We start from the raw sequence: 22,108 nt of genomic DNA on the forward strand, positions 1-22,108 counted from the left end.
ACAGTTTGGATAGGCAACCCAAGCAAGGCCGCCCACTCTCAGTGCACGTCCTTCCAGTATTCCTGCTTGAGCAGATAGATAATGGCCAAGAAAACGATCAGAAATAATAGCACCGGCAGACCGAGTGCCTTCCGCGTGGTCTGGATCGGCTCCGAGGCATAGGCTAAAAAATTCACGATATCCCGCGTCATGCGCTGATACTCGGCCTTGCTGAGCGCCCCACCCCCGTCGGGCATTTTAAGACCGACCACCTTGCGCTGTTTGCTCGACTCGTCACCATCCGCCCGTTGATAGACCGGCTCCGGAATGCCCTGTAGCCGCCAGAGGACGTGCGGCATAGAAGCATTGGGTATCACGAGATTGTTTACTCCGGTAGCCGTCTTATCATCACGATAGAAGGTATTGAGGTAGGTAAATAACCAATCCGCGCCACCGTCCACATCCAACCCGCCAGAGCGGCGTCGAATCACCAGCGTCAGATCCAGCGGAGCAGCGCCAAGCCAGCCGTTGGCATCCTTTTCGCGCATTGCACTCGTGATGGGTGAGCTGATTTTGCTATCACCCCAAATGAGGTACTTCTCCACGAGTTCGTCCGGTATGTCGAGATCCTGCCCCAGGCGTTGATAGCGCAAATATTTCAGCGAGTGACAGCCCAAGCAGTAATTGACGAAGTATTTCGCACCCCGCTGCAAAGAGGCCTTATCGCTCAAATCAGTCTGCGCGTTCATGAGCCTGAGGTTCTCTTCGGCCGCCCCGACCAACCCTGGCAGCAGCATCATCGCGAGCAAGCAGGCAAGCTTTCTCATTTTGGGCTCACCCTTTCCGGCTCCGGTTTGGTTTTCCCCAAACGCTGTTGTTGTATCCATTCCCATAGCCATTTAAAGGAGCCATTTGTCACCCTTTCCGGCTCCGGCTTGGTTTTCTCCAAATCGAAGAAAGTGTAGATCCAGAGGAACACGAAATAGCCGAAATAAAGCACCGCACAGATACGTGCCACCAAATTGCGTCCTGGGCTGGGAGGGTTCGCACCGAGATGCCCCAAAATCAACACGGCGATCACGAACACCGCCAAGGCGATCTTGAACCCACGCCCTCGATAACGCACTGAGCGCACCTTGCCACGATCCAACCAGGGCAGAAGGAACAACATGAAGATCGACGCGGCGAGCGCAACGACCCCCCAGAGTTTGTCGGGCACACAGCGCAGAATCGAGTAGAACGGAGTGAAGTACCAAACCGGTGCGATGTGCTCAGGGGTCTTGAGGGGATTGGCGGGCTCGAAGTTCTCGGGCTCCAAAAATAGCCCCAACATGGTGGGTGAGTAGAAGACGACTAGGACGAACACAATCAAAAACACCACCACACCTACCATGTCCTTGACAGTGTAATAGGGGTGGAACGGGATGCCATCCAGTGGAATACCGTTAGTGTCCTTGTGGCGCTTGATGTCGATGCCATCCGGATTGTTCGACCCCACCTCATGCAGAGCCATGAGATGCACCGCCACCAGCAAGACGAGCAGCAGCGGCATTGCCGCCACGTGCAGCGCGAAAAAGCGGTTCAAGGTAACATCGGAGACGGTGTAATCGCCCCGAATCCAAATCATGAGCTTTTCGCCGATCCCAGGGACCGCACCGAACAGCGAGGTGATCACCTGCGCACCCCAGTACGACATTTGTCCCCAAGGAAGCAAATAGCCAAAGAAGGCCTCCGCCATAAGAATGGCGTAAATCGCCATGCCGATGAGCCAGAGCAACTCACGCGGCTTACGGTAAGAGCCGTACAGCAGCCCTCTGAACATATGCAGATAAATAACGACGAAAAAGGCTGATGCGCCGGTGGAATGCAGGTAACGGATGAGCCAGCCCCAGTGCACATCGCGCATAATGTACTCGACCGAGGCGAAGGCTTGCGCGGCGCTCGGTTTGTAGTACATCGTCAGCCAGATGCCGGTAAGCAACTGCAAAACCAGCACGAATATCGCCAAGGAACCGAAATAATACCAAAAGTTGAAATTCTTCGGCGCGTAGTATTTAGCGGCGTGATCTTCCCACAGCTTGGTGAAGGGAAAACGTGCGTCGATCCAGCCCAGCAGCCCCCGAGTCTTGGCATCATCGCTCATGAGGCGCCCCCCTTCTCTTGGTGTTCACCGATAACGATGCGCGATTCGCTCGGATACCAATACGGCGGTACCGCAAGATTGAGCGGGGCCGGCACGCCTTTGTAAACACGTCCGGCAAGATCGTATTTGGAACCATGGCATGGGCAGAAAAAACCGCCCAGCCATTCATCGTCAACTGAACCAGGCTTCGGCTGGTAGAGCGGTATGCAGCCGAGGTGCGTACAGATGCCGACCATGACGCCATATTCGGGTTTGATTGATCGAGGCAGATTCTGGCAGTACGGCGGCTGCTGGGTGATGATCTCGGAGTGAGGATCCCGCAGCAAGTCATTGAGCTTCGGCAAGGTATCCAGCTCTTGTTGGGTGCGGCGGAAAATCCAAATTGGCTTGCCCCGCCAATCGACATCAATCTTCTGACCCGGTTCGAGCTTGCTGATATCCACTTCGACCGGCGCGGCCGCCGCTTCCGCCTGCACGCTGGGCTGCCAATAACCAATGAATGGTACGGCGGCATATGCCACGCCCACGCCACCGACTACACCAGCCGCCCCGGTGAGCAAACGCCGCCTTCTTAAGTCCGCCCCCTCTGGTTTCATCCACATCTCCCCTTTAGGCTGGGTCTGGGTTAGCTGAACATATGGCCAGAAAAAACGGCCTGAACGGCCGACTCTCGGGGCTCGCTAATGACTACAAGCTGCGTGCAGCGTGCAAGGATCTTACATAGCGTTCCGGTCGTCAAGCACATCACCGAACATGCGGCAAACTGCCCACGGGAGGTCAGACCGGATTCGGGTCGTCAACAAAGCGGTGCTCAAGACACAGCTTTGCGGCGAGGTGCTCGCCCAGTGCCTGCACTCCGTAGCGCTCGGTCGCATGGTGCCCAGCGGCAAAGTAGTGAATTCCATGCTCCCTGGCCTCATGAGTGGTTGGCTCGGAGACCTCGCCACTGATGTAAGCGTCGGCCCCAAGGGTTACGGCCTCGCCGAGGAAGCGCTGCGCTGCGCCGCTACACCAGGCCACTTTACGGATAATCCGCGGGCCGGCCCCCACATGGAGCGGGGCACGCCCAAGCAGACGAGCCAGCCGATCGGCCAGTTCGCCCGGGGTAGACGCAACATCAAGACGCCCGAAGGCCAGCAATCTCGGTACCCCACCGGCCTCGGCGTAACCGTCTACCTCAAAGGCAAGCCGTTTGCCAAGTTGCGCATTATTGCCGAATACTTCGTGGGTATCCAAAGGCAAATGATAGGCGATCAGACTGACTCCATGCCGCAACAGCATACTCAGACGCCGCGCCTTCAGGCCGGTCACCGGCAGCGGCTCTCCCTTCCAAAAATAGCCGTGGTGTACGAGCACGGCATCCGCGCCGAGGGCAATGGCCTGCTCAAGCAACGCCATCGAAGCTGTAACCCCGGTGACGATGCGAGCCACCTCGTCGCGGCCTTCTACTTGCAATCCATTGGGGGTGTAATCGTGAAAGCCGCTGGTGCCGAGCAGCTCATCACAGTAACGAACCAACTCGGAAAGTTGTATCATGAAGGTGTCAACTCTCCGTTCGAATCCATGCAGCCCAACTTGCTGTCCTCCTGGATTCCTCGCGCTGCGGCGTGAGCAAGTGAAATGTGAGATAAAACGGCGTGCAGCCGCATAAGCGTGTAACGCAGTTCATACTCAGATACCTTAGTATCGGCGTCGCCGTTGCGGGGGTCACGATCTGGCTGGCGCCCCGATTGTTACCCACTGAACGACCGATCGTGGAGATCCACGAAGCACCACTTGTAAGCCGCATCGCCCTGGTAGGGGCAACAACGGCACCGGTCTCTTACGCCGAAGCCGTCGTGCGAGCAGCCCCGGCGGTGGTGAATATTTATACCACTAAGCAGGTGGCCGAACCACGCCACCCGTTTTTCGACGAACCCATGCTGCGCCGCTACTTCGGCAAACGCTACGAACAACCCCGCAAACGCCTGGAGACCTCTCTGGGCTCCGGCGTCGTGATCAGCAGCAAGGGCTATGTGCTGACGAATAATCACGTGATTCATGGCGCGGATGAAATCCAAGTGCTGCTCTCCGACGGGCGCAGCACCGCGGCGCTCATCGTAGGCAGCGATCCCGAAACCGACCTGGCGGTGTTGCGAATCGACCTGCAGGGACTGCCCACCGTAACGCTCGGCCATTCGCAAACCTTGCGGGTCGGCGACGTCGTGCTCGCCATTGGCAACCCTTTCGGTATCGGACAAACGGTCACTCAGGGTATTGTAAGCGCGACCGGGCGCAGCCAACTCGGCTTGGCCACGATCGAGAACTTCATTCAAACGGATGCCGCCATTAATCCCGGCAACTCCGGCGGTGCGCTGATCAACGTGCACGGGGAAGTAGTGGGTATTAATACCGCCATTTTTAGCCGTACCGGAGGATCACTGGGCATCGGTTTTGCCATCCCGATCAGCCTGGCGCGTGGCGTTTTCCAAGGCATCGTCGAAAACGGTCGCGTGATCCGCGGTTGGATCGGCGTTCAGATCCAGACGATCACACCGCAGCTGGCCGCTGCATACGGGTTAGACGCCTCGGCACATGGGGTACTCATTGCCGGTGTGCAACGCGGCGGTCCGGCGGCCCGGGCCGGGTTAAATCCAGGGGATATGGTGCTGAACATAAATGGGAACCCGATCGCCGACATCCACGATCTCCTTACAGTAATTACGGCCCAAAAGCCGGGTACCACAATCGTGGTATCTGGACTGCACAACGACGGCCTCGCTTTCCAACGCCGCGTCCCAATTGAGGAGCGCCCGCGCCGATTATAGGGGCGGTTGCTGTTCGTCGTCAGATTCTTGCACTCTATATTCAGCCGACCGTGCATGCGCGGTCAGTCCCTCGCCTCGCGCGAGCCGCCCAGCGATGCGCCCCAGGCGAGCGGCGCCGTCGCCAGAACAGCGTACCAAGCTGGTGCGTTTCTGAAAATCATACACTCCGAGCGGCGAGGCAAAGCGCGCTGTGCGCGAGGTCGGCAAGACATGATTGGGTCCCGCACAGTAGTCGCCGAAGACTTCGGCGGTATTTTGGCCCAGGAACACCGCCCCGGCGTGGCGCACGGCGCTGAGCATTCGTTCAGGCTCGATCAGCGACAATTCCAGATGCTCCGGGGCGACGAAATTGACCACATCCGCTGCTTCGGCAAGGTCCCGGACGCAAATCAACGCTCCGCGGCTGTTGAGGGCAGCGCGAATAATCTCGGAGCGTTCCATCGCAGGCAAAAGTCGTTCCATAGCGCTTTGCACTTGATCCAAATACAACGGATCGGGACAGACGAGCATGGCGCGGGCATCTTCATCGTGTTCGGCCTGGGCGAACAGGTCGACAGCGATCCACTCGGGATCGGTTTGGCCATCGCAAACGACCATGATCTCCGAAGGCCCGGCTATCATGTCGATCCCGACCTGACCGAAGACCCGACGCTTAGCCTCCGCAACATAGGCATTGCCCGGACCAACGATCTTGTCCACTGCAGCAATAGTCTCGCTGCCATAGGCCAAAACACCGATGGCCTGGGCGCCACCGATGGTAAACAATCGGTCCACTCGCGCGATCTGTGCCGCAGCGAGAACCAAGGGATTGATCTCGCCTCCCGGCGCCGGGGCGAGCATGGTGATTTCATCGACTCCGGCCACACGCGCGGGCAACACATTCATAAGCACCGAGGAAGGGTAAGCCGCTTTACCGCCCGGCACGTACACTCCCACGCGCTCCAACGGCGTCACCTGCTGGCCGAGAATGCTGCCGTCGGGCTCGGTATAAGACCACGACTCGGTTTTCTGCCGCTGATGATAAGCGCGGATTCGCTCCGCGGCGAATTCCAATGCCTCGCGTTGCATACTCGGAAGCCTGTCCAGAGCGGTGGCCCTGCGCTCGGGCGAAATCTCCAGCTCAGCGACACAGCTTGCCGTGATGCGGTCGAAGCGGGCCGTATACTCCAGCACGGCGGAATCGCCGCGCCGTCGTACCGCCTCAAGGATCTCGACGACGACTTGCTCTACCTGTCCTGTGGCGCCGCTATCCCAATCCATTAGCCGCCGAAGGCTGCCCCAAAAATCCGACTGTGTAGTACTCAGACGTTTGATCGTAAGCATCTCCCGCTCCCAGCGTGATCAGGATTTGCCGGTTGTCCCTGAATTCGCCGCCGAGCGGTGCATTGCCGCTACAGCGGCCTGCATCCGCGCCAGAAACGGCTTGATCAGCCGATGTTTGGTCTTCATCGCCGCCCGATTGACCACCAAGCGCGAGCTGATGTCGGCGATGTGCTCAAGTGGCGCGAGACCGTTGGCTTGTAGGGTGCGGCCGGTGTCGACAAGGTCGACGATCAAATCGGCCAATCCAACCAGCGGCGCAAGCTCCATTGAACCGTAGAGCTTGATAAGCTCCACCTGCCGCCCCTGTTCGGCAAAATAACGGCGGGTGATGTTGACGTATTTCGTTGCCACACGAACGCGGCGGGCGGTCACGTTTGCGCCGGGTCTACCGGCGATTACGAGACGACAGCGGGCGATGCCGAGGTCCAGCGGCTCATAGAGCCCCTGCCCGCCATACTCCATGAGCACGTCCTTGCCCGTCACACCTACATCGGCGCCACCATACTCGACGTAGGTCGGCGCGTCCGCGGCGCGCACGATCACCAGCCGTACCTGCGCCACGCCGGTAGCCAAAAGCAACCGGCGGCTCACCTGCGGCGGCTCCACCGGCTCGATGCCAGCGTGACCCAGCAGCGGCAAGGTTTCCCTTAGAATCCGGCCCTTCGACAGAGCAATAACTAGTGTATCGTCGTCGCTCACGGCAAACAGTGGCTCCTGCGCTTCAACCGGGCATGCGCCGAATGTTGGCACCGAGTTGCGCAAGTTTCTCTTCGATGCACTCGTAGCCTCGATCGATATGGTAGATACGTTGTACGACCGTTTCGCCCGCAGCCACCAAGCCCGCCAACACAAGACTGGCGGAGGCGCGCAAGTCGGTTGCCATGACCGGTGCCCCCATGAGCTGGGGTACACCGGTACTGATGGCCGTGCGCCCCTCGAGACGCACATCGGCACCCATGCGCTGCATCTCGAGCACATGCATGAAGCGGTTCTCGAATACCGTCTCCGTCACCGTCCCCACACCGCTCGCCACCGCGTTGAGAGCGCAGAACTGAGCCTGCATATCGGTCGGGAAACCCGGATAGGGTGCGGTCCGCACCTTTACCGCACGCGGGCGCTCGCGGGCCATATCCAACTCGATCCAGTCCTCACCGGTGCGCACCAGCGCGCCGGCCTCCTCTAGCTTGAGCAGCACGGCCTCCAGCAATTCCGGCCGGGTATCCTTTACCTTGATACGACCGCCGGCCATAGCGGCGGCCACGAGATAAGTACCGGTTTCAATCCGATCGGGCAGCACGTTGTAGTGTACCCCGCTCAGACGTTCAACACCCTCGATCACGAGCGTATCCGTACCGCCGCCCTTTACCCGCGCCCCCATGCGGTTGAGATAATTGGCCAGATCAATAACCTCTGGCTCCCGAGCCGCATTCTCGATAACGGTGGTCCCTTTGGCCAAAGTGGCCGCCATCATTAAGTTTTCTGTGCCGGTGACGCTCACCAGATCCATAACCAGGCGAGCCCCGCGCAGTCGCTTACAACGCGCCCGGATATAGCCGTTCTCCACATGGATGGTCGCGCCCATCTGACGCAAACCCTCCACATGCAGATTGACCGGCCGATTCCCGATCGCGCATCCCCCGGGCAGAGAAACATCGGCCTGCCCGTAGCGGGCGAGTAGCGGGCCAAGCACGAGAATCGAGGCCCGCATGGTTTTCACAAGCTCGTAAGGGGCGTAGCACTCGTGGAGCCCGCGCGGGTCGACCTCGATGTTCATGCGCTCGTCAACGGTGAGACGCACGCCCATCTGGCCCAGCAACTCCATGGTAGTGGTAATATCATGCAGGTGTGGGATACGACCGATCTGGCTTGCCCCGTCTGCAAGTAACGCCGCCGCCAGAATCGGCAGGGCTGAGTTTTTCGCTCCCGAGATACGAACCGATCCCTCCAGGGGGTGACCACCCTGGATGATCAAACGCTCCATCGATCAACCATCATTCCGCCGCCCGCTGCGCGGGGGTCAGCGTGCGCAGCGAGATCGCGTGCAGCACTTCACTGTCGATGTGCTCCTGCAAGAGAGCATAAACCATGCGGTGGCGCTTGAGCATGGGCGCGCCTTCGAAATCCGGGCTGACGACAAGCGCCTGGAAATGTCGGCCATCACCGGCAACTTCCACTTGTGCATCGGTGAAACCGGTTTCAATCAGCTGTTTGATCTGCTGCGGATTCATCATGGATGATCTCCTGTAATGCGCCGGCCGCCGTCCGCCTCAACCCCGGAATCCGTCGACAAGAGCAGCAACATCTGCTCGACTCCGCTGAGACGGGCAAGCGTAAGGAGCTGTTGTGGTGTATTGATGAATTCCAGGGCATGGCCAGAGGTGCGAGTCAAACGCGCCCACTCGATCAAAAGCGCCAACCCCGCGCTGTCCACCCGCTCAAGCCCGGCGAGATCGACGCACAGCCGTGGCCCTTGCTTAAACATCGAGTCCAGTTCCTTGCTCAGTCCAGGGACCGTCTCAAAGGTCAGCTCGCCCAGCAATGCCAGCCGCCCTTCTTCATCTCGGCTTGCAAAATGCGCTGCGCTCACGGCGAGCGGGTGCTCTCGGTGTTGCGCTGCACGAGCTGCTCGATCAGCGCGTCCAGCCCGTTGTGTCGAATCTCAGCACTAAAAGAGCTACGGTAAGTTTGCACCAGGCTGGCATGATTGGTAATCACATCGAAGACCTTCCAACCATCGCCCCCCTTCTTGTAAAGCTTGTAGTCGAGCGGGATCGGTGGACCGTCAGCCTGCTTGATGTTGGAGCGCACGGTCGCGCGCTTCGAGCTCGGCTCTGAGCGCAGCGGCTCGAACTCCACAGTCTGCCCGGAATACTCGGCTAATGATCGGCCGTAAGTGCGCACCAACAGCTGGCGAAACTCATCGACAAAGCGCTGGCGCTGATCAGGCTGGGCCGTACGCCAATGTTGAGCCAGCACGAGGCGGCTCATGAGCTCGAAATCGAAATGCGGCAGCACCAATTTCTTGACCAAATCATAAATCACGGACGGATCGCGCTTGATCTCAGCGCGATGCGCCCTAATGGCCTGCAGCGTCTGCTCGGTCGTCTGCCGCGCCAACACATCCGGCGGCACAACGTTCGCACCGGCCGAATTGGTCGCCACGGCCACCCAGGCCATGACAAACATTACAACGATTCGGCGTATCAAGGCTCCTGCCCTCCATCCGTCTGGCTCTCCGAGGCCCCCGAAGCCGTGCTATACAGGAACTGACCGATCAACTGCTCGAGCACCACGGCCGACTGGGTCAACATGAGCTCGTCACCGGGCTTGAGTACCTCTTCCATGCCACCGGGTTGCAATCCGATGTATTGCTCTCCCAGCAAACCGGCGGTAAAAATACTGGCGCTGGTATCCTGCGGTAGGTTGGCATATTTATCGGATATGGTCAGCACCACCCGTGCCTCGAACGTTTTTGGATCGACGGCTATGCTTTCTACCCGACCCACCGGTACCCCGGCTAGCGTCACCGGCGCGCGCACTTTCAGCCCGCCGATATTTTGAAATTGAGCGATGACGTCATAGCCTTGGGTCTGCTGAAAGGCCGATATGTTGCTGACCTTCAGAGCCAGGGTAAGCAACGCGCCCAAGCCCAAAAGAACGAACAGTCCCACTCCGATCTCCAGCAACCGCGAATTCTGCATGCGTCCCGTCCGTGCGTTTGTGACTCCGCTCAATCGAACATGAGCGCGGTCAGGATGAAATCCAAGCCCAGCACCGCAAGCGAGCTGTGCACCACCGCTCGGGTCGTGGCCCGGCTCACGCCTTCCGAGGTCGGTGCACAATCGAATCCCTCGAATACCGCGGTCCAGCTGACGACGAAACCAAACACCAGGCTCTTGATCACGCCATTGACCACATCGTCGGTGAAGCTGACCTGGGCCTGCATCTGTGACCAATACGCGCCACTGTCCACGCCGAGCAGCACCGTGCCCACGAAATAGCCGCCGAACACGCCTACCAGCGTAAAAATCGCCGCGAGCAATGGCAACGCAATCATTCCACCCAACAAGCGGGGCGCCACGACCCGACGCTCCGGATCCACCGCCATCATCTCCATGCCCGAGAGTTGTTCGGTGGCCTTCATCAGCCCGATCTCCGCAGTCAGCGCCGAACCCGCGCGGCCACTGAAAAGTAACGCCGAGACGACCGGCCCCAGCTCTCGGGTAAGTGATAACGCCACCAGCACGCCCAGCGACTGCTCGGCACCGAAGTTCACTAACGTATTATATCCTTGCAGCCCCAACACCATTCCAACGAACAGTCCCGAGACCACGATGATAAGCAGTGAGAGCACGCCGGTGGCGTAGATCTGAGTGATCACCAGACCGGGGCGCAGCAGCAACCCCGGCAGACCGAGCAGCACGCGCAGCAGAAACAGGTAACCGCGCCCAAGGCGAGCGGTCGCGGCCAGCGTCTGCTCGCCGAACAGCCGCAGCCATTCGATCATAGCGCGGACACCCCGACACCGCTGTTGCCGAACAAATCCTCCTCGAGCGAGGGTGCCGGATAATGAAACGGCACCGGCCCATCCGGCAAAGCGTTGAGGAATTGCTGGACCCACTCGGAAGATGACGCACGCAGCTCTTGCGGCGACCCGGACTCCACCACCTTGCCCGCAGAGATCACATGAACGCGGTCGGCAATTTCTGCCGTCTCCAACACGTCGTGGGAAACGATGATGCTGGTCAAACCGAGCGCATCATTGAGCAGACGAATGAGGCGTACCAAAATGCCCATGGAAATAGGATCCTGCCCGGAGAAAGGTTCGTCATACATGACGACCATCGGATCCAAGGCAAGGGCGCGCGCCAAAGCCACGCGGCGGGCCATGCCACCGGAGAGTTCGGCCGGATACAGCGCGTGGGCACCGCGTAGGCCGACCGCTTCGAGCTTGATCAGCACCAGGTGCCGAATCAGCGCTTGCGACAAACGGGTATGCTCTCGCAGAGGAAAGGCCACATTCTCGAAGCAGTTCAAATGAGTAAATAGCGCACCGCTTTGGAATAGCATCCCCATGCGCTTGCGCAACTGATAGAGCCCTCGGCGCTTGAGCGTATCGACATCCACCCCATCGACCCGGATCCGGCCAGCATCCGGACGCAGCTGCCCACCGATCAAGCGCAGCAGGGTTGTCTTGCCGGTACCGCTCGGACCCATGATCGCGGTAACCTCGCCCCGGCGGATACCGATATCCACGCCCGCAAAGATCCGCCGCGTCCCACGCGAGAAGTGCAAATTCTCGATTTCGACCACGCAGCCGTTGGTTCGATCACCTGTAACAGTTGCCATGTGTAATCGCTCGAACTACCCGCTGCACCCGCCACCGGGCAGTGCAATAGCAGCAGACGGGGCATCGAAGTACTTGTTGGAAATTCTTATTTTCGGCGAGTGGCTGCAGTATCCGGCATAGACTCGACACAGTCAAACCACTGCCAGCCGCGCAAACCACGCCGCAAGGGCGAACGGGGCGTTGCCATCGGCAATGCCATCGGGTCCAATAGCACTCATTCAGAACACGCGCACCTACAGTCGTTGCGCTACCGGTCGATCACAAGGAGTGCACCATGACCGAGCCGCATACCCTCCGCCCGTTGCCGGCGCGTCGAACCACCGATGAGGACCTGTGTCAACTCGGCCGCGCTGTTATAGAGGTGGAAGCCGCCTCCATCCTGGCACTCGGGCAACGCATCGGCCACGACTTCGCCCGAGCTTGCCGCTTGCTGCTCGATTGCCGGGGTCGCGTGGTCGTCACAGGCATGGGTAAATCGGGGCACATCGGCGGCAAACTCGCCGCCACCCTGGCGAGCACCGGCACGCCAGCTTTTTTCGTTCACCCCGGGGAAGCCAGTCATGGCGATCTCGGCATGATCACCGCAAGCGATGCGGTCATCGCGTTATCTAACTCCGGTGAAACTCGAGAAATCACCATCCTGCTGCCGTTGATCAAGCGCCTCGACGTGCCGCTTATTGCGCTGACGGGCAACCCGGGTTCCACGCTTGCGCGCGCAGCCTCTGTGCACATCGACATCAGCGTCACAGAGGAAGCCTGCCCCCTCGGCCTAGCCCCCACGTCCAGCACCACCGCCACACTGGCCATGGGGGATGCGCTGGCGGTCGCGTTGCTCGATGCACGTGGTTTCACCCGCGAGGACTTCGCACGCTCCCATCCCGGCGGCTCGCTGGGCCGACGCCTGTTGCTGCGCATAGAGGACATCATGCACATGGGAGAGCGCATTCCACGGGTCGCCCCAGAAACGTTATTGAGCCATGCGCTGGTGGAGATGACCAACAAGGGACTGGGCATGACCACTGTGGTCGATACCGAAGGCCGGGTGCTGGGGATCTTTACGGACGGCGATCTGCGACGCGCCCTGGATCATCAAATCGATGTCCACAACACCCGCATGGCTGAGGTCATGACTCCCGGCGGACGCACCGTTCAAGCCCACAGTTTGGCCGCCGAGGCGCTGCAGCTCATGGAAAAACATAAAATCAACGCCCTGTTAGTAGTGGACAGCGAGAACCGTCTGATCGGAGCTCTTAATATGCACGACTTATTGCAAGCGGGTGTGGTTTGATGGCGGCATTCGCCGATGCCTATTGCGCACGCCCGAGCGCTGAGGTGATCGCGCGGGCGGCCCGGGTTCGATTGCTGACCTTGGATGTCGACGGCGTGCTCACCGACGGCACGCTCTACATCGGTCAGCACGGCGAGGCCATAAAGCCATTTCACACTCATGACGGCCAAGGCATTAAAATGGCCATCACCTCTGGCATCGAAGTTGCCATGCTGAGCGCGCGCTGCTGCGCTACAGTGGCACGGCGTGCGCGGGAACTGGGCGTTCGCCACGTCGTTCAGGGCGCGCAGGACAAACGCCTCGCCTTGAGTGCGTTGTGCGAGGGACTAAAACTCACCACGCTCGAGTGCGCCTACGTTGGCGACGATATCGTCGACCTCGGCGCCGTGCGCATGGCAGGGCTCGGTATTGCGGTAGCTGGCGCCCATCCCCGGATCGCGACAGCCTGTCATTGGCAGACTCACCGCCGCGGCGGCCACGGTGCCGTACGCGAGGTCTGTGAATTACTGCTCGCAGCGCGCGAGCGTCTGCAAGATTTGCTGGAGCAACATGGCTAGCGCCCGTCGCCATCGTCTGTTTCCCGTCGTGGTATTCGGCTTGCTGGCACTGCTAGCCTGGTGGCTATTCGACGAGCAGCGCCCAATTCGACCGCAATCCAAGCAGCCCCAAACCACCTATTATTTGGCTGACTTCGATCTGCACGTCACGCGCTCGGACGGTCGCACCGACTACGACGTTCGGGGCAAGCACATGGTTCATTACCAGCAAGCCGACGTATCGTTGATCGAGCAGCCGGTATGGACCGTGTACACGCCGACCGGGGCGCCGTGGTACGGCCGCTCCGACAATGGCCGGATAGCGGCCGGTGGTAGCGAAGTGCAGCTCTACGGTAGCGTACGGCTGCATCGTCCAGCGAGTTCGGACAACACAGCGATCACGCTGAAAACGCAACGCTTGCATCTGCGCCCGCATGAGGACTATGCCGATACCGACACGCCGGTAACCGTCTATGGTCGTGATTTTCGAATCGACGGCATTGGAGCTCGAGCCTGGCTGCGCAAGCAGCGCATCCAGCTGCTCGCCGCAGCCAAGGGATACTATGCCGCATCGAATCGCTGAGCGAGGGGTGGGTTGGCCTCTGCTCATCACGGCCATGATCGCACTGCTCGCACTCCTCGCACCGTGCTCGAGCAGCACGGCCCGCGACAGCGATCGCGACCAGCCTATCAAGCTAAGCGCGAATCAGGCCGAAATCGATAACGTCAAAGGCGTAAGCGTCTACCGCGGCGATGTCGTGCTCACTCAGGGGACGCTACGAATCACCGGCGAGATCATGCATATTTATTATGCTCCGGACAGCCGTGCACTTGATCACATCATCGTGGAAGGCGATCCAGCAAGCTACCGGGAACTGCCCGAGGGTGAGAGTGAATACGTGCACGCCAAAGCGCCTCGCATGGAATATTACGAAACCGGACCGCGCCGGATCCGGCTGCTCCAAGGAGCCACGTTGTGGCAAGGTTCCAACACGTTTCGCGGCAATCAAGTAGTCTACGATATCGAGGCGGATCAAGTTGAGGCTCACTCCGGCAAGGATAAAACGAAGCGTATCCACATTACCATCTACCCCAATCGGCCCGGTGCCAAGCAAGCGGACGAAGGCCAATGAGCGTAGCCCAGCCGGCACCCGGCAACGAACTCAAAGCCGCCGGGCTGACCAAGCACTACCGCCGACAGCCGGTGGTCCGAGATGCTTCATTTTATATCCGCAGCGGCGAGATCGTCGGCTTGCTCGGCCCCAACGGGGCCGGCAAAACCACTTGTTTTTACATGGTCGTCGGGCTAGTGTCCACCGACGGTGGGCGGATTGCCTTGGATGGACATGACATTACCCGTCTGCCTATGCATGCTCGAGCCCGCTTGGGTATCGGCTACCTACCTCAAGAAGCCTCGGTATTCCGTAAGCTCACCGTTGCCCAGAATTTAATGGCCATTCTTGAGCTGCGTCGCGGCCTCTCGCGGGACGATCGGCGGCACACCATGGAAGCGCTATTGGAGGAATTCCATGTCAGCCACCTGAGCGATCAACTCGGCATCAGTCTCTCCGGCGGTGAACGCCGGCGGGTGGAAATCGCCCGCGCGCTCGCTGCAGACCCCCGCTTCGTGCTACTCGATGAGCCTTTCGCCGGGGTGGATCCGATCTCGGTAGGAGACATTAAAGACATCGTCCGACATTTGGTCGAACGGGGAATCGGTGTACTCATAACGGATCACAACGTGCGCGACACACTCGGGATCGTCGACCGGGCCTACATCCTAAGCGCTGGCCGAGTAATCGCCGAAGGCTCCGCCGATGCTGTGCTTGCTGATGACCAGGTCAAGGCCGTCTACCTGGGACGTAATTTCCGCCTGTGACGAAGCGCCCGCTTCTGGCACCATTAAGAAATAGATCAACAATTGCGCTACTCTGCAATGTGATACTGTTTCAAGTACAGTCATTACACTAACGGCCGCACGGGCATTTGACCGGCACTGATAGCAGAACATGAAACAGTCGCTTCAACTTCGCCTGCGTCAGCAGCTCACGATGACGCCCCAGCTTCAGCAGGCTATACGCCTGCTACAATTACCGGCCCTTGAGCTGCGGATGGAAATACAGCAGGCGCTTGAGTCCAACCTGATGCTCGAACTCGCCGAGGAAGCCGATACCAGCTTCGATGAGACGGAATTGCTCGTAAGCCCTTCGGAACGCGAACATGAGACTGAGCTCGGAGCGGCCGGCTCGGGACAAGACAACGAAGGCACGGTACAAAACGAACAAATCGGTGATGAGCTGCCGCTGGACACGAGCTGGGAAGACGTCTACGACGGCACCACCATTTACAGCGATCCAGGCTATGCCGAGGAACGAGATCCTTTTGCCAACCAAAGCGAGGGTGGCCAGTCGCTTCAGGACTACCTGACCTGGCAAGCTCAACTCAATCGATTCTCGACTCGGGAGTTGACTATCGCCGAGGCCATCATCGACGCGGTTCGCGATGATGGTTATTTGGGCTGTTCACTGGCCGAGATCCACACAGTGCTTCCCGAGCAATGGGGCGTCTCCGAGCAAGAGATCGAGACTGTACTGACCCAAATCCAGCGCTTCGATCCGGTCGGGGTTGCGGCACGCGATCCGCGCGAGGCACTGTTGGTGCAACTCGACCAACTCGACCCCGAGACCCCTTGGTTGGAGGCGGCGCGGCAACTCATCGACCGACACCTGGGGCTGGTGGCCAAGCGCCAGTTTGCTCAGCTCAAGCGTCGGTTGCACCTCGATGAACAAGCCCTTCAGCAAACCCTAGCACTGGTCCAGACGCTTGATCCCCGCCCCGGGCTACGCATCAGCAGTGAGCGCCCCGAATACATTACTCCGGATGTTTTCGTACGCAAAGAAAACGGCCACTGGCGGGTCGAGGTCAATCCGGACGCTTACCCATGCCTGCGGGTCAACAGTCAGTATGCCGGGCTCGTGCGGCGCGGCGATAACAGCCGTGACAACTCAGTCATGCGACAGCATCTGCAGGAGGCACGCTGGCTGATCAAGAGCCTGCATTCACGCAACGAGACCTTACTGAAGGTGGCACAGTGCATCGTGGAACGACAACAGGATTTTCTCGAATATGGCGAGGAGGCGATGAAACCGCTGGTGCTGCGCGAGGTGGCTGAAGCGATCAATATGCATGAATCCACCGTCTCGCGCATCACCAGCCAAAAGTATCTCAGGGCACCCAGCGGGACCTACGAATTCAAACATTTCTTTTCGAGCCATGTTCAGACGGTAGACGGAGGGGAATGCTCGGCAACGTCGATACGCGCCCGTATCCGCCGCCTGATCGCCGCCGAAGATGCCTCACGCCCGCTCAGCGACAGCCAACTCGCCGAGCAGCTACAGGCCGACGGGATCAATGTGGCACGGCGGACAGTGGCCAAGTACCGCGAGTCCATGAGCATCGCCTCATCAACCGAGCGCAGGCGCTTTGCCTGATCACCAAGAGGGCGTTATGCAGATCGATATTACTGGGCACCATGTGGAAATCACCGAGGCGTTACGCGACTATGTAGGGTCGAAGTTCGACAAACTGGAGCGGCACTTCGATAATGTGGTCGACGTACATGTTGTTCTGACCGTCGAAAAGCTAAACCAGAAAGCGGAGGCGACGCTCAACGTGAGCGGCGCTAAACTCTATGCCGGTGCGCTCGAGCAGGACATGTACGCCGCTATCGACGGGTTGATCGACAAACTCGATCGACAGGTCGTCAAGCACAAGGAAAAACGTGCGGACCACCATCGCCGCGAGGGCCCGGTCAGCCAAGCCCTCGAACAGTAACGTAATGAGCGGCTGGCCGGGATTCCTGATCGATCCTGGCCAGCGCGTGAGGCCGTGAACAGGACACGCCTCAAATCTCATCCGTTGAGGCAGGGGGCAATGAATGTCGTCAATCTGTTAGTCCCCGAGCGAATTCGCTGTGGGGTCCATGTAACCAGCAAGAAACGCAGCCTGGAAGTACTCAGTGTGCTCCTCGCCCAAACCGAAGGCGAGCCGACGGACAGAACGATTTTCGAACATCTGATCGGGCGGGAGCGATTGGGTAGTACCGGACTCGGCAAAGGCGTGGCTTTGCCGCATGCCCGCGTTGATGGCATCAAAGAAACGCGAGGCGCGCTAATCAGGCTGGGCCAGCCGGTCGATTTCGATGCGATCGATAAACAGCCGGTCGATTTGCTGTTCGCCTTGATCGTACCGAAACATTTCACCGACGAGCATCTGCGCGTTCTTGCGGCTTTGGCGGAACTGTTCAGTGATCACGCGTTCTGCGAACGGTTGCGAAGCAGTCAAAGTGTGGAGGAAATGTACCAACATATCATGCGCTGGCAAGCCGACTCACCAGGCTCTTGAACCGGCTTCGAGCCGCATAAGGCGTCCCCAATATCGACTTTCACTAAGCTGATTTGGGAGCACGTAGTCAAAAGCACTTATGGCCAAGGTTTGCGCCAATGAGCGCAAGCGAGTGGGATCGGTCTACGTGGCGAGCGCACGACCAAAATTGATCGGTTTGGTCGCTCCCGCGGTAGCCCCTCGTTTAAAGCCGGTCGGGAGAAAGGGAATGCCTGATACAAACAATTTAGGGGACACCCGGCTCGACTGTGCCATACTCGCTCGCGCCTTAGATGCCGATACCCCGAGGCCGGCGGTATCGGAGCTGCCCACCGACTTGCAGCTGCCCGAAACAGCGGGCTGTTGGGCCGGCCCAGAGACACCAGCCCCGATTCGGCTCATACCGAGCCGGCCCGAGCTCGATTCCACACCAACACCCCTTCTTTGGATCGAATCCGCCGACAGCAATAGGGCTCACCGCCACGAGCGTTTGCTGGCGCCGGTTATCAGCACTCCACTGCCCAGCTCGGTGGCCTTCACCCGCATCCGCAAACTGCTCGATGCACAGCTCGATCTGACGCGCCCGGGAACGCTCGTCCAAGTTCATGGCTACGGCGTACTGCTCCAAGGCGAAAGCGGTGTGGGTAAAAGCGAAACCGCTTTGATGCTACTCGAACGCGGCCACCAGCTGATAACCGATGACGCGGTCCGCATACAAGCACATGCCAGCGGCGCGCTGCTGGGCAGCGCACCCGGACCACTCCACGGTCAATTAGCGGTACATGGGCTGGGGCTACTGAAGGTCAATGAACTCTTCGGCGAGACAGCCGTTACATCGAGCGCCATTATTCGGCTGCTCGTGGCGCTCACGACCCAATCACCCCCCACCGACCCATTGACTGGCGCCTGGGCGACACAAGGTTGGCTGGGTCGTAGTCTACTCCGGCTGACCCTATCCAATCGGCGACCGCGAGCGCTGCTCATCGAGACCGCAGTGCGCCAGATCCAAGCTCGCGGTGGCGTCAGGGATTCCGTGCTGGAATCAGTTAGTGAACGGATGCCGGAGCCGGTATGAGACTAGTGATTATCAGCGGACTGTCCGGGTCGGGCAAAAGCATCGCGCTTAACACACTCGAAGATACCGGCTTTTATTGCATCGACAACCTACCGATGGGATTGCTAAGCGCGTTTGCTCGCCATGTCACGGAAACCCAGACCGCCGCGAGCCAGCATTATGCCGTCGGCATCGATGCGCGCAATAGCCCCAAAGATCTGACTCGGTTCCCAACAATTCTGCAGGAGATAACGGCTCGGGACATCCATTGCGAAATTCTGGCGCTGGATGCGGAGCATGCTACGTTACTCAAACGCTTCAGCGAGACCCGCCGGCGCCACCCGCTCAGCGGCCCTGACATCCCTCTTTCGGAGGCCATTGAGCGCGAGCGCGTGTTGCTCAAGCCGATACTGGAGCGGGCCGACCTCATTATCGATACCACCCGGACTACCGTGCATCAATTGCGCGATCTGGTACGCAAACGCCTCGTCCGCGAACCCTATTCGCTATCATTGCTGTTTGAGTCATTCGGCTACAAGCAAGGGCTCCCACCGAATGCCGATTATGTATTCGATGTCCGCTGCCTTCCCAATCCGCATTGGGAGCCTGAGCTGCGCTCGCTCACCGGCTTGGATACGGCCGTAATCAGCTATCTCGCCGCACAGCAGGACGTGGAACGCTACTATCGCCAAGTCGAGGATTTTCTCGATGAATGGATTCCACACTTCGAACGCGAAAACCGCAGTTACCTCACCGTCGCCATCGGCTGCACCGGTGGCCAACATCGTTCCGTTTATCTGGCGAATCGATTGGCCGATCATTTCCGTACACGCAGGGCCAGCGTCACCATTCGTCACCGGGAGCTCGCACATGGCTGCGTGTAAACAATGTCGGGGGCACAATGGAGTACGGCTGACAAAAGCCCTATGCCAATTTGGACATGACACATAACGACGAATTTCTCATACGCGAGATTCGGATCACCAACAAGCTCGGCCTGCATGCTCGGGCCGCTGCCCGTTTCGTCTCCATAGCCTCGCGTTTTCATAGCGAGATACGAATCAAGCGCGGCAGCAAGGAGGTCAACGGCAAGAGCATCATGGGTCTGTTGATGCTTGCGGCCTGTTGCGGAACGGAGCTCTTGATTCTAGCCCGCGGGCCAGACGCTCAGGAGGCCCTCGCCACATTGGCTGAATTAGTCGATGGGCACTTTGGCGAAACCGAATAATAGCCCGCCCCGCTTCCAATCGGCTTACCCCTCATCGAAATCAGCGCCGAAACACCGCAGATGCTTGCGGGTGAGGGACTGGAAACGCGGTGTCAGCCCGGTATCCTCGTAGATCGGATCACCCTGTTCGTCCTCGGCCACGATTCGGTCGCCCGGCACATAGGGGAAAGCTGCCTCAATTTCGTCGAGTGCGGTGGAGAGCAAATCGGTAATAATGTCCTGCTCCGAGCGCCCTGGGAACATCTCGGCAAGCGCGGCAAGCTTGGCTGCGTCATGGACCGGCAAGCGCACCGAATAGACTTCCAAAGTGCGCCGCTCCCCGGCTGATCTCTCCCAGGTTTCGAGCAGTTCTCGAAACTTCATACTTCTCCCCTTCGTCTAACCTTGTGCGTTGACGGCGCTACCGAAGCCTCAATCGGTCCATGCCGAGCGAAACCGCCGCTCGAAATTCCTTGGCCAAAGCAGTCGCCGTGAGCTGAACGCAGCTTTATTCGCGCGCCGTCCACGCACCAAGGCAAACCGCCTTTGCCCGGCGTCTTAACGACACTCGTTAGCGGGTCTACCACCGTAGGTAGGGTCGATTTAGCCGACCGCACGGTCGGTCAGCCACTCGCCACTGCGCGGGCAACATCCCCACGCTCGAAGTCAACGCCGACTACTCGCCCGCAACGGTCATACCCTCGACCAATACGGAACCGGTGCGTATGTTGCCACGGATATCGACATCTAGGCCAACCGCTCGAATGCGCTCGAACATTTCTTTGAGGTGACCTGCGATGGTGATTTCTTCCACCGGATAGACCACCTCACCCTTGTCCACCCAAAAACCAGCAGCGCCCCTGGAGTAATCGCCGGTTATCAAGTTTACCCCCTGCCCCATCAAATGACTGACCACCAGCCCCTGATGCATGTCCTGGAGCAGTTGCGAGTAATCCATAGCGCCGGGATGAACGACTAGATTATGGATCCCCCCCGCATTGCCCGTCGTTTTCATTCCGAGCTTTCGAGCCGAATAACTCGACAGCACATAGCCGCGCAGCATACCTTGCTCGACCAGAGTGCGAGGCCGTGTCGCCACTCCCTCCCCATCGAACGGTGCGCTACCCAAAGCGCTCGGTAAATGCGGTTGTTCCTCGATGCTGAGCCAATTCGGAAATACTTGCGTATCCAGCGAGTCGAGCAGAAAAGAGGCCTTGCGATATAAACTGCTGCCCTGGATCGCCCCGAGAAAATGGCCGAACAGGCTGCGTGCGGCGGTAGGCGTAAAAAGAACCGGTACCGTGCGAGTCGAGAGTCGGCGCGCCCCCAAACGCTGCACGGTACGCCGACCGGCTTCTTGCCCAACGACTGTGGCCGTTTGCAACGCACTCGGATCACGGGCAGTCGTGTACCAATAGTCACGCTGCATGGACTCGCCGCTGCGGCCGAGCACCGCACAGCTGATGCTGTGCTGGGAAGCCGGATAGCCGTCCAGAAAACCGTGAGTGTTGCCGTAAACGTGAATCCCCTGGTGGGTCGAGACTTCGGCGCCCTCGGAGTTGGTCAAGCGCGGATCCACTCCGAGTGCGGCAGCTTCGCATTCGCGAGCCAAATCGATCGCCGTCTCCGGCTCGATATCCCAGCGATAATGGAGCCTCAGATCTGGCGCATCCGTGCTCATCAACGCGGCGTCGGCCAAGCCGGCGCAAGGATCCTCGGAGGTATAACGCGCGATATCGCATGCGGCACGAACCGTCTCGACCAACGAGGCACGGCTAAAATCGGCCGAGCTTGCCGTTCCCTTACGCTGGCCGAAATAAACGGTAATCGCCAAACCACGATCACGCATGTGCTCTAGCGTATCCACCTCGCCCTGGCGAACCTTGACCGACAGACCGAAGCTCGAACTGACGGAGGCTTCAGCTGCCGTAGCGCCTTGCCGAGTAGCCTCCTCGAGCGCTTCACCAAGCGGCTCGGCAAGCTCGGCTTTGGCTGGCAACTGGCGCTGCACAGCCGGACTCAACGCAGATTCCGTCAT

At 59.4% G+C, this 22,108-nt stretch carries 27 protein-coding genes; 12 read left to right on the plus strand and 15 right to left on the minus strand.

Features of this window, described 5'->3' with window-relative positions; translation table 11 throughout:
• Positions 1-38: 38 nt before the first annotated feature.
• From NB231_RS05510 to NB231_RS05525, 4 genes are all read right to left on the minus strand, one after another.
• Positions 39-806: a cytochrome c1 gene (locus NB231_RS05510; RefSeq protein WP_005000438.1), complete on the minus strand. Its 768-nt coding sequence runs from the start codon at positions 804-806 to the stop codon at positions 39-41.
• The gene (locus tag NB231_RS05515; protein ID WP_005000440.1) at positions 803-2,122 is read right to left on the minus strand and encodes a cytochrome b; all 1,320 of its coding nucleotides are present in this window, start codon (positions 2,120-2,122) and stop codon (positions 803-805) included. Before NB231_RS05515 ends, NB231_RS05510 begins: the two co-directional genes overlap by 4 nt.
• Complete coding sequence (petA, locus tag NB231_RS05520; RefSeq protein ID WP_040661897.1) at positions 2,119-2,718, minus strand: ubiquinol-cytochrome c reductase iron-sulfur subunit; 600 nt, start codon at positions 2,716-2,718, stop codon at positions 2,119-2,121. Before petA ends, NB231_RS05515 begins: the two co-directional genes overlap by 4 nt.
• A 181-nt stretch (positions 2,719-2,899) precedes the next feature.
• Entirely contained in the window at positions 2,900-3,658 is a 759-nt protein-coding gene (locus tag NB231_RS05525) for a Nif3-like dinuclear metal center hexameric protein (RefSeq protein WP_005000444.1), read from the minus strand.
• Between the two features lie 101 nt (positions 3,659-3,759).
• Here NB231_RS05525 and NB231_RS05530 point away from each other — a divergent pair, with 101 nt between their 5' ends.
• On the plus strand, positions 3,760-4,929 hold the full coding sequence (locus NB231_RS05530) for a S1C family serine protease (protein WP_005000448.1): 1,170 nt from the start codon (positions 3,760-3,762) through the stop codon (positions 4,927-4,929).
• Here the strand turns inward: NB231_RS05530 and hisD are convergent.
• Genes hisD through NB231_RS05575 form a run of 9 tightly spaced genes read right to left on the minus strand, consistent with a single transcriptional unit; the run spans position 4,924 to position 11,601 of the window.
• A complete protein-coding gene (gene hisD, locus NB231_RS05535) occupies positions 4,924-6,252 on the minus strand; it encodes a histidinol dehydrogenase (RefSeq protein WP_040661900.1) in 1,329 nt (442 codons plus the stop codon). The genes NB231_RS05530 and hisD overlap by 6 nt on opposite strands.
• An 18-nt stretch (positions 6,253-6,270) precedes the next feature.
• Positions 6,271-6,951, minus strand: a complete 681-nt coding sequence (hisG, locus tag NB231_RS05540; protein ID WP_040661903.1) for an ATP phosphoribosyltransferase — start codon at positions 6,949-6,951, stop codon at positions 6,271-6,273.
• A 22-nt stretch (positions 6,952-6,973) separates the two neighbouring features.
• Complete coding sequence (gene murA, locus NB231_RS05545) at positions 6,974-8,233, minus strand: UDP-N-acetylglucosamine 1-carboxyvinyltransferase (protein ID WP_005000453.1); 1,260 nt, start codon at positions 8,231-8,233, stop codon at positions 6,974-6,976.
• 10 nt (positions 8,234-8,243) lie between these two features.
• Positions 8,244-8,483 carry a BolA family protein gene (locus NB231_RS05550; protein ID WP_005000456.1) on the minus strand — a complete coding sequence of 80 codons (240 nt, stop codon included), beginning with the start codon at positions 8,481-8,483 and terminating at the stop codon, positions 8,244-8,246.
• Positions 8,480-8,839, minus strand: a complete 360-nt coding sequence (locus tag NB231_RS05555) for an STAS domain-containing protein (RefSeq protein ID WP_005000457.1) — start codon at positions 8,837-8,839, stop codon at positions 8,480-8,482. Before NB231_RS05555 ends, NB231_RS05550 begins: the two co-directional genes overlap by 4 nt.
• Positions 8,836-9,459: an MlaC/ttg2D family ABC transporter substrate-binding protein gene (locus NB231_RS05560; protein WP_156776909.1), complete on the minus strand. Its 624-nt coding sequence runs from the start codon at positions 9,457-9,459 to the stop codon at positions 8,836-8,838. The genes NB231_RS05555 and NB231_RS05560 overlap by 4 nt, the downstream gene beginning before the upstream one ends.
• Entirely contained in the window at positions 9,456-9,953 is a 498-nt protein-coding gene (gene mlaD / locus NB231_RS05565) for an outer membrane lipid asymmetry maintenance protein MlaD (protein WP_005000460.1), read from the minus strand. Before mlaD ends, NB231_RS05560 begins: the two co-directional genes overlap by 4 nt.
• Before the next feature lie 29 nt (positions 9,954-9,982).
• Positions 9,983-10,759: a lipid asymmetry maintenance ABC transporter permease subunit MlaE gene (gene mlaE, locus NB231_RS05570; RefSeq protein WP_005000461.1), complete on the minus strand. Its 777-nt coding sequence runs from the start codon at positions 10,757-10,759 to the stop codon at positions 9,983-9,985.
• A complete protein-coding gene (locus NB231_RS05575; protein WP_005000462.1) occupies positions 10,756-11,601 on the minus strand; it encodes an ABC transporter ATP-binding protein in 846 nt (281 codons plus the stop codon). The genes mlaE and NB231_RS05575 overlap by 4 nt, the downstream gene beginning before the upstream one ends.
• 275 nt (positions 11,602-11,876) lie before the next feature.
• Here NB231_RS05575 and NB231_RS05580 point away from each other — a divergent pair, with 275 nt between their 5' ends.
• The 11 genes from NB231_RS05580 (at position 11,877) to NB231_RS05630 (ending at position 20,091) form a co-directional block, all read left to right on the plus strand.
• On the plus strand, positions 11,877-12,890 hold the full coding sequence (locus NB231_RS05580; protein ID WP_005000463.1) for a KpsF/GutQ family sugar-phosphate isomerase: 1,014 nt from the start codon (positions 11,877-11,879) through the stop codon (positions 12,888-12,890).
• The gene (locus NB231_RS05585; protein ID WP_005000465.1) at positions 12,890-13,447 is read left to right on the plus strand and encodes a KdsC family phosphatase; all 558 of its coding nucleotides are present in this window, start codon (positions 12,890-12,892) and stop codon (positions 13,445-13,447) included. Before NB231_RS05580 ends, NB231_RS05585 begins: the two co-directional genes overlap by 1 nt.
• Complete coding sequence (gene lptC, locus NB231_RS05590) at positions 13,440-14,009, plus strand: LPS export ABC transporter periplasmic protein LptC (RefSeq protein WP_005000466.1); 570 nt, start codon at positions 13,440-13,442, stop codon at positions 14,007-14,009. Before NB231_RS05585 ends, lptC begins: the two co-directional genes overlap by 8 nt.
• The gene (gene lptA / locus NB231_RS05595) at positions 13,990-14,559 is read left to right on the plus strand and encodes a lipopolysaccharide transport periplasmic protein LptA (RefSeq protein ID WP_005000467.1); all 570 of its coding nucleotides are present in this window, start codon (positions 13,990-13,992) and stop codon (positions 14,557-14,559) included. The genes lptC and lptA overlap by 20 nt, the downstream gene beginning before the upstream one ends.
• Positions 14,556-15,305 (plus strand): LPS export ABC transporter ATP-binding protein, encoded by a 750-nt coding sequence (lptB, locus tag NB231_RS05600; protein ID WP_005000468.1) that lies wholly within the window; start codon positions 14,556-14,558, stop codon positions 15,303-15,305. Before lptA ends, lptB begins: the two co-directional genes overlap by 4 nt.
• 130 nt (positions 15,306-15,435) lie before the next feature.
• Positions 15,436-16,917: an RNA polymerase factor sigma-54 gene (locus NB231_RS05605; RefSeq protein WP_005000469.1), complete on the plus strand. Its 1,482-nt coding sequence runs from the start codon at positions 15,436-15,438 to the stop codon at positions 16,915-16,917.
• A 16-nt stretch (positions 16,918-16,933) separates the two neighbouring features.
• Positions 16,934-17,260, plus strand: a complete 327-nt coding sequence (hpf, locus tag NB231_RS05610; RefSeq protein ID WP_005000470.1) for a ribosome hibernation-promoting factor, HPF/YfiA family — start codon at positions 16,934-16,936, stop codon at positions 17,258-17,260.
• Between the two features lie 99 nt (positions 17,261-17,359).
• Positions 17,360-17,830: a PTS IIA-like nitrogen regulatory protein PtsN gene (gene ptsN, locus NB231_RS05615; RefSeq protein WP_005000471.1), complete on the plus strand. Its 471-nt coding sequence runs from the start codon at positions 17,360-17,362 to the stop codon at positions 17,828-17,830.
• A gap of 208 nt (positions 17,831-18,038) precedes the next feature.
• A complete protein-coding gene (locus NB231_RS16660; RefSeq protein ID WP_198007239.1) occupies positions 18,039-18,884 on the plus strand; it encodes a hypothetical protein in 846 nt (281 codons plus the stop codon).
• Complete coding sequence (gene rapZ, locus NB231_RS05625; RefSeq protein ID WP_005000476.1) at positions 18,881-19,747, plus strand: RNase adapter RapZ; 867 nt, start codon at positions 18,881-18,883, stop codon at positions 19,745-19,747. Before NB231_RS16660 ends, rapZ begins: the two co-directional genes overlap by 4 nt.
• A 56-nt stretch (positions 19,748-19,803) precedes the next feature.
• Entirely contained in the window at positions 19,804-20,091 is a 288-nt protein-coding gene (locus NB231_RS05630) for an HPr family phosphocarrier protein (RefSeq protein ID WP_005000479.1), read from the plus strand.
• Positions 20,092-20,115: 24 nt separating this feature from the next.
• Here NB231_RS05630 and NB231_RS05635 read toward each other — a convergent pair whose 3' ends face one another.
• Together NB231_RS05635 and pmbA are read right to left on the minus strand one after the other, a co-directional pair.
• Entirely contained in the window at positions 20,116-20,454 is a 339-nt protein-coding gene (locus NB231_RS05635; RefSeq protein ID WP_005000480.1) for a hypothetical protein, read from the minus strand.
• A 292-nt stretch (positions 20,455-20,746) separates the two neighbouring features.
• Positions 20,747-22,108, minus strand: coding sequence for a metalloprotease PmbA (gene pmbA / locus NB231_RS05640; RefSeq protein ID WP_005000481.1), 1,362 nt, complete (start codon positions 22,106-22,108; stop codon positions 20,747-20,749).

This window comes from Nitrococcus mobilis Nb-231 (genome assembly GCF_000153205.1).
GTDB lineage: Bacteria > Pseudomonadota > Gammaproteobacteria > Nitrococcales > Nitrococcaceae > Nitrococcus > Nitrococcus mobilis.

Coding starts and splice junctions, on each gene's coding strand:
- lptB (WP_005000468.1), top strand. CDS start 14,556: ATGAGCGTAGCCCAGCCGGCACCCGGCAACGAACTCAAAGCCGCCGGG.
- pmbA (WP_005000481.1), bottom strand. CDS start 22,108: ATGACGGAATCTGCGTTGAGTCCGGCTGTGCAGCGCCAGTTGCCAGCC.
- ptsN (WP_005000471.1), top strand. CDS start 17,360: ATGAATGTCGTCAATCTGTTAGTCCCCGAGCGAATTCGCTGTGGGGTC.
- lptA (WP_005000467.1), top strand. CDS start 13,990: ATGCCGCATCGAATCGCTGAGCGAGGGGTGGGTTGGCCTCTGCTCATC.
- NB231_RS05635 (WP_005000480.1), bottom strand. CDS start 20,454: ATGAAGTTTCGAGAACTGCTCGAAACCTGGGAGAGATCAGCCGGGGAG.
- hisD (WP_040661900.1), bottom strand. CDS start 6,252: ATGCTTACGATCAAACGTCTGAGTACTACACAGTCGGATTTTTGGGGC.
- NB231_RS05515 (WP_005000440.1), bottom strand. CDS start 2,122: ATGAGCGATGATGCCAAGACTCGGGGGCTGCTGGGCTGGATCGACGCA.
- NB231_RS05630 (WP_005000479.1), top strand. CDS start 19,804: ATGACACATAACGACGAATTTCTCATACGCGAGATTCGGATCACCAAC.
- NB231_RS05575 (WP_005000462.1), bottom strand. CDS start 11,601: ATGGCAACTGTTACAGGTGATCGAACCAACGGCTGCGTGGTCGAAATC.
- NB231_RS05580 (WP_005000463.1), top strand. CDS start 11,877: ATGACCGAGCCGCATACCCTCCGCCCGTTGCCGGCGCGTCGAACCACC.
- NB231_RS05550 (WP_005000456.1), bottom strand. CDS start 8,483: ATGATGAATCCGCAGCAGATCAAACAGCTGATTGAAACCGGTTTCACC.
- NB231_RS16660 (WP_198007239.1), top strand. CDS start 18,039: ATGCCTGATACAAACAATTTAGGGGACACCCGGCTCGACTGTGCCATA.
- NB231_RS05605 (WP_005000469.1), top strand. CDS start 15,436: ATGAAACAGTCGCTTCAACTTCGCCTGCGTCAGCAGCTCACGATGACG.
- NB231_RS05510 (WP_005000438.1), bottom strand. CDS start 806: ATGAGAAAGCTTGCCTGCTTGCTCGCGATGATGCTGCTGCCAGGGTTG.
- lptC (WP_005000466.1), top strand. CDS start 13,440: ATGGCTAGCGCCCGTCGCCATCGTCTGTTTCCCGTCGTGGTATTCGGC.
- NB231_RS05585 (WP_005000465.1), top strand. CDS start 12,890: ATGGCGGCATTCGCCGATGCCTATTGCGCACGCCCGAGCGCTGAGGTG.
- NB231_RS05525 (WP_005000444.1), bottom strand. CDS start 3,658: ATGATACAACTTTCCGAGTTGGTTCGTTACTGTGATGAGCTGCTCGGC.
- petA (WP_040661897.1), bottom strand. CDS start 2,718: ATGAAACCAGAGGGGGCGGACTTAAGAAGGCGGCGTTTGCTCACCGGG.
- mlaE (WP_005000461.1), bottom strand. CDS start 10,759: ATGATCGAATGGCTGCGGCTGTTCGGCGAGCAGACGCTGGCCGCGACC.
- hpf (WP_005000470.1), top strand. CDS start 16,934: ATGCAGATCGATATTACTGGGCACCATGTGGAAATCACCGAGGCGTTA.
- rapZ (WP_005000476.1), top strand. CDS start 18,881: ATGAGACTAGTGATTATCAGCGGACTGTCCGGGTCGGGCAAAAGCATC.
- murA (WP_005000453.1), bottom strand. CDS start 8,233: ATGGAGCGTTTGATCATCCAGGGTGGTCACCCCCTGGAGGGATCGGTT.
- mlaD (WP_005000460.1), bottom strand. CDS start 9,953: ATGCAGAATTCGCGGTTGCTGGAGATCGGAGTGGGACTGTTCGTTCTT.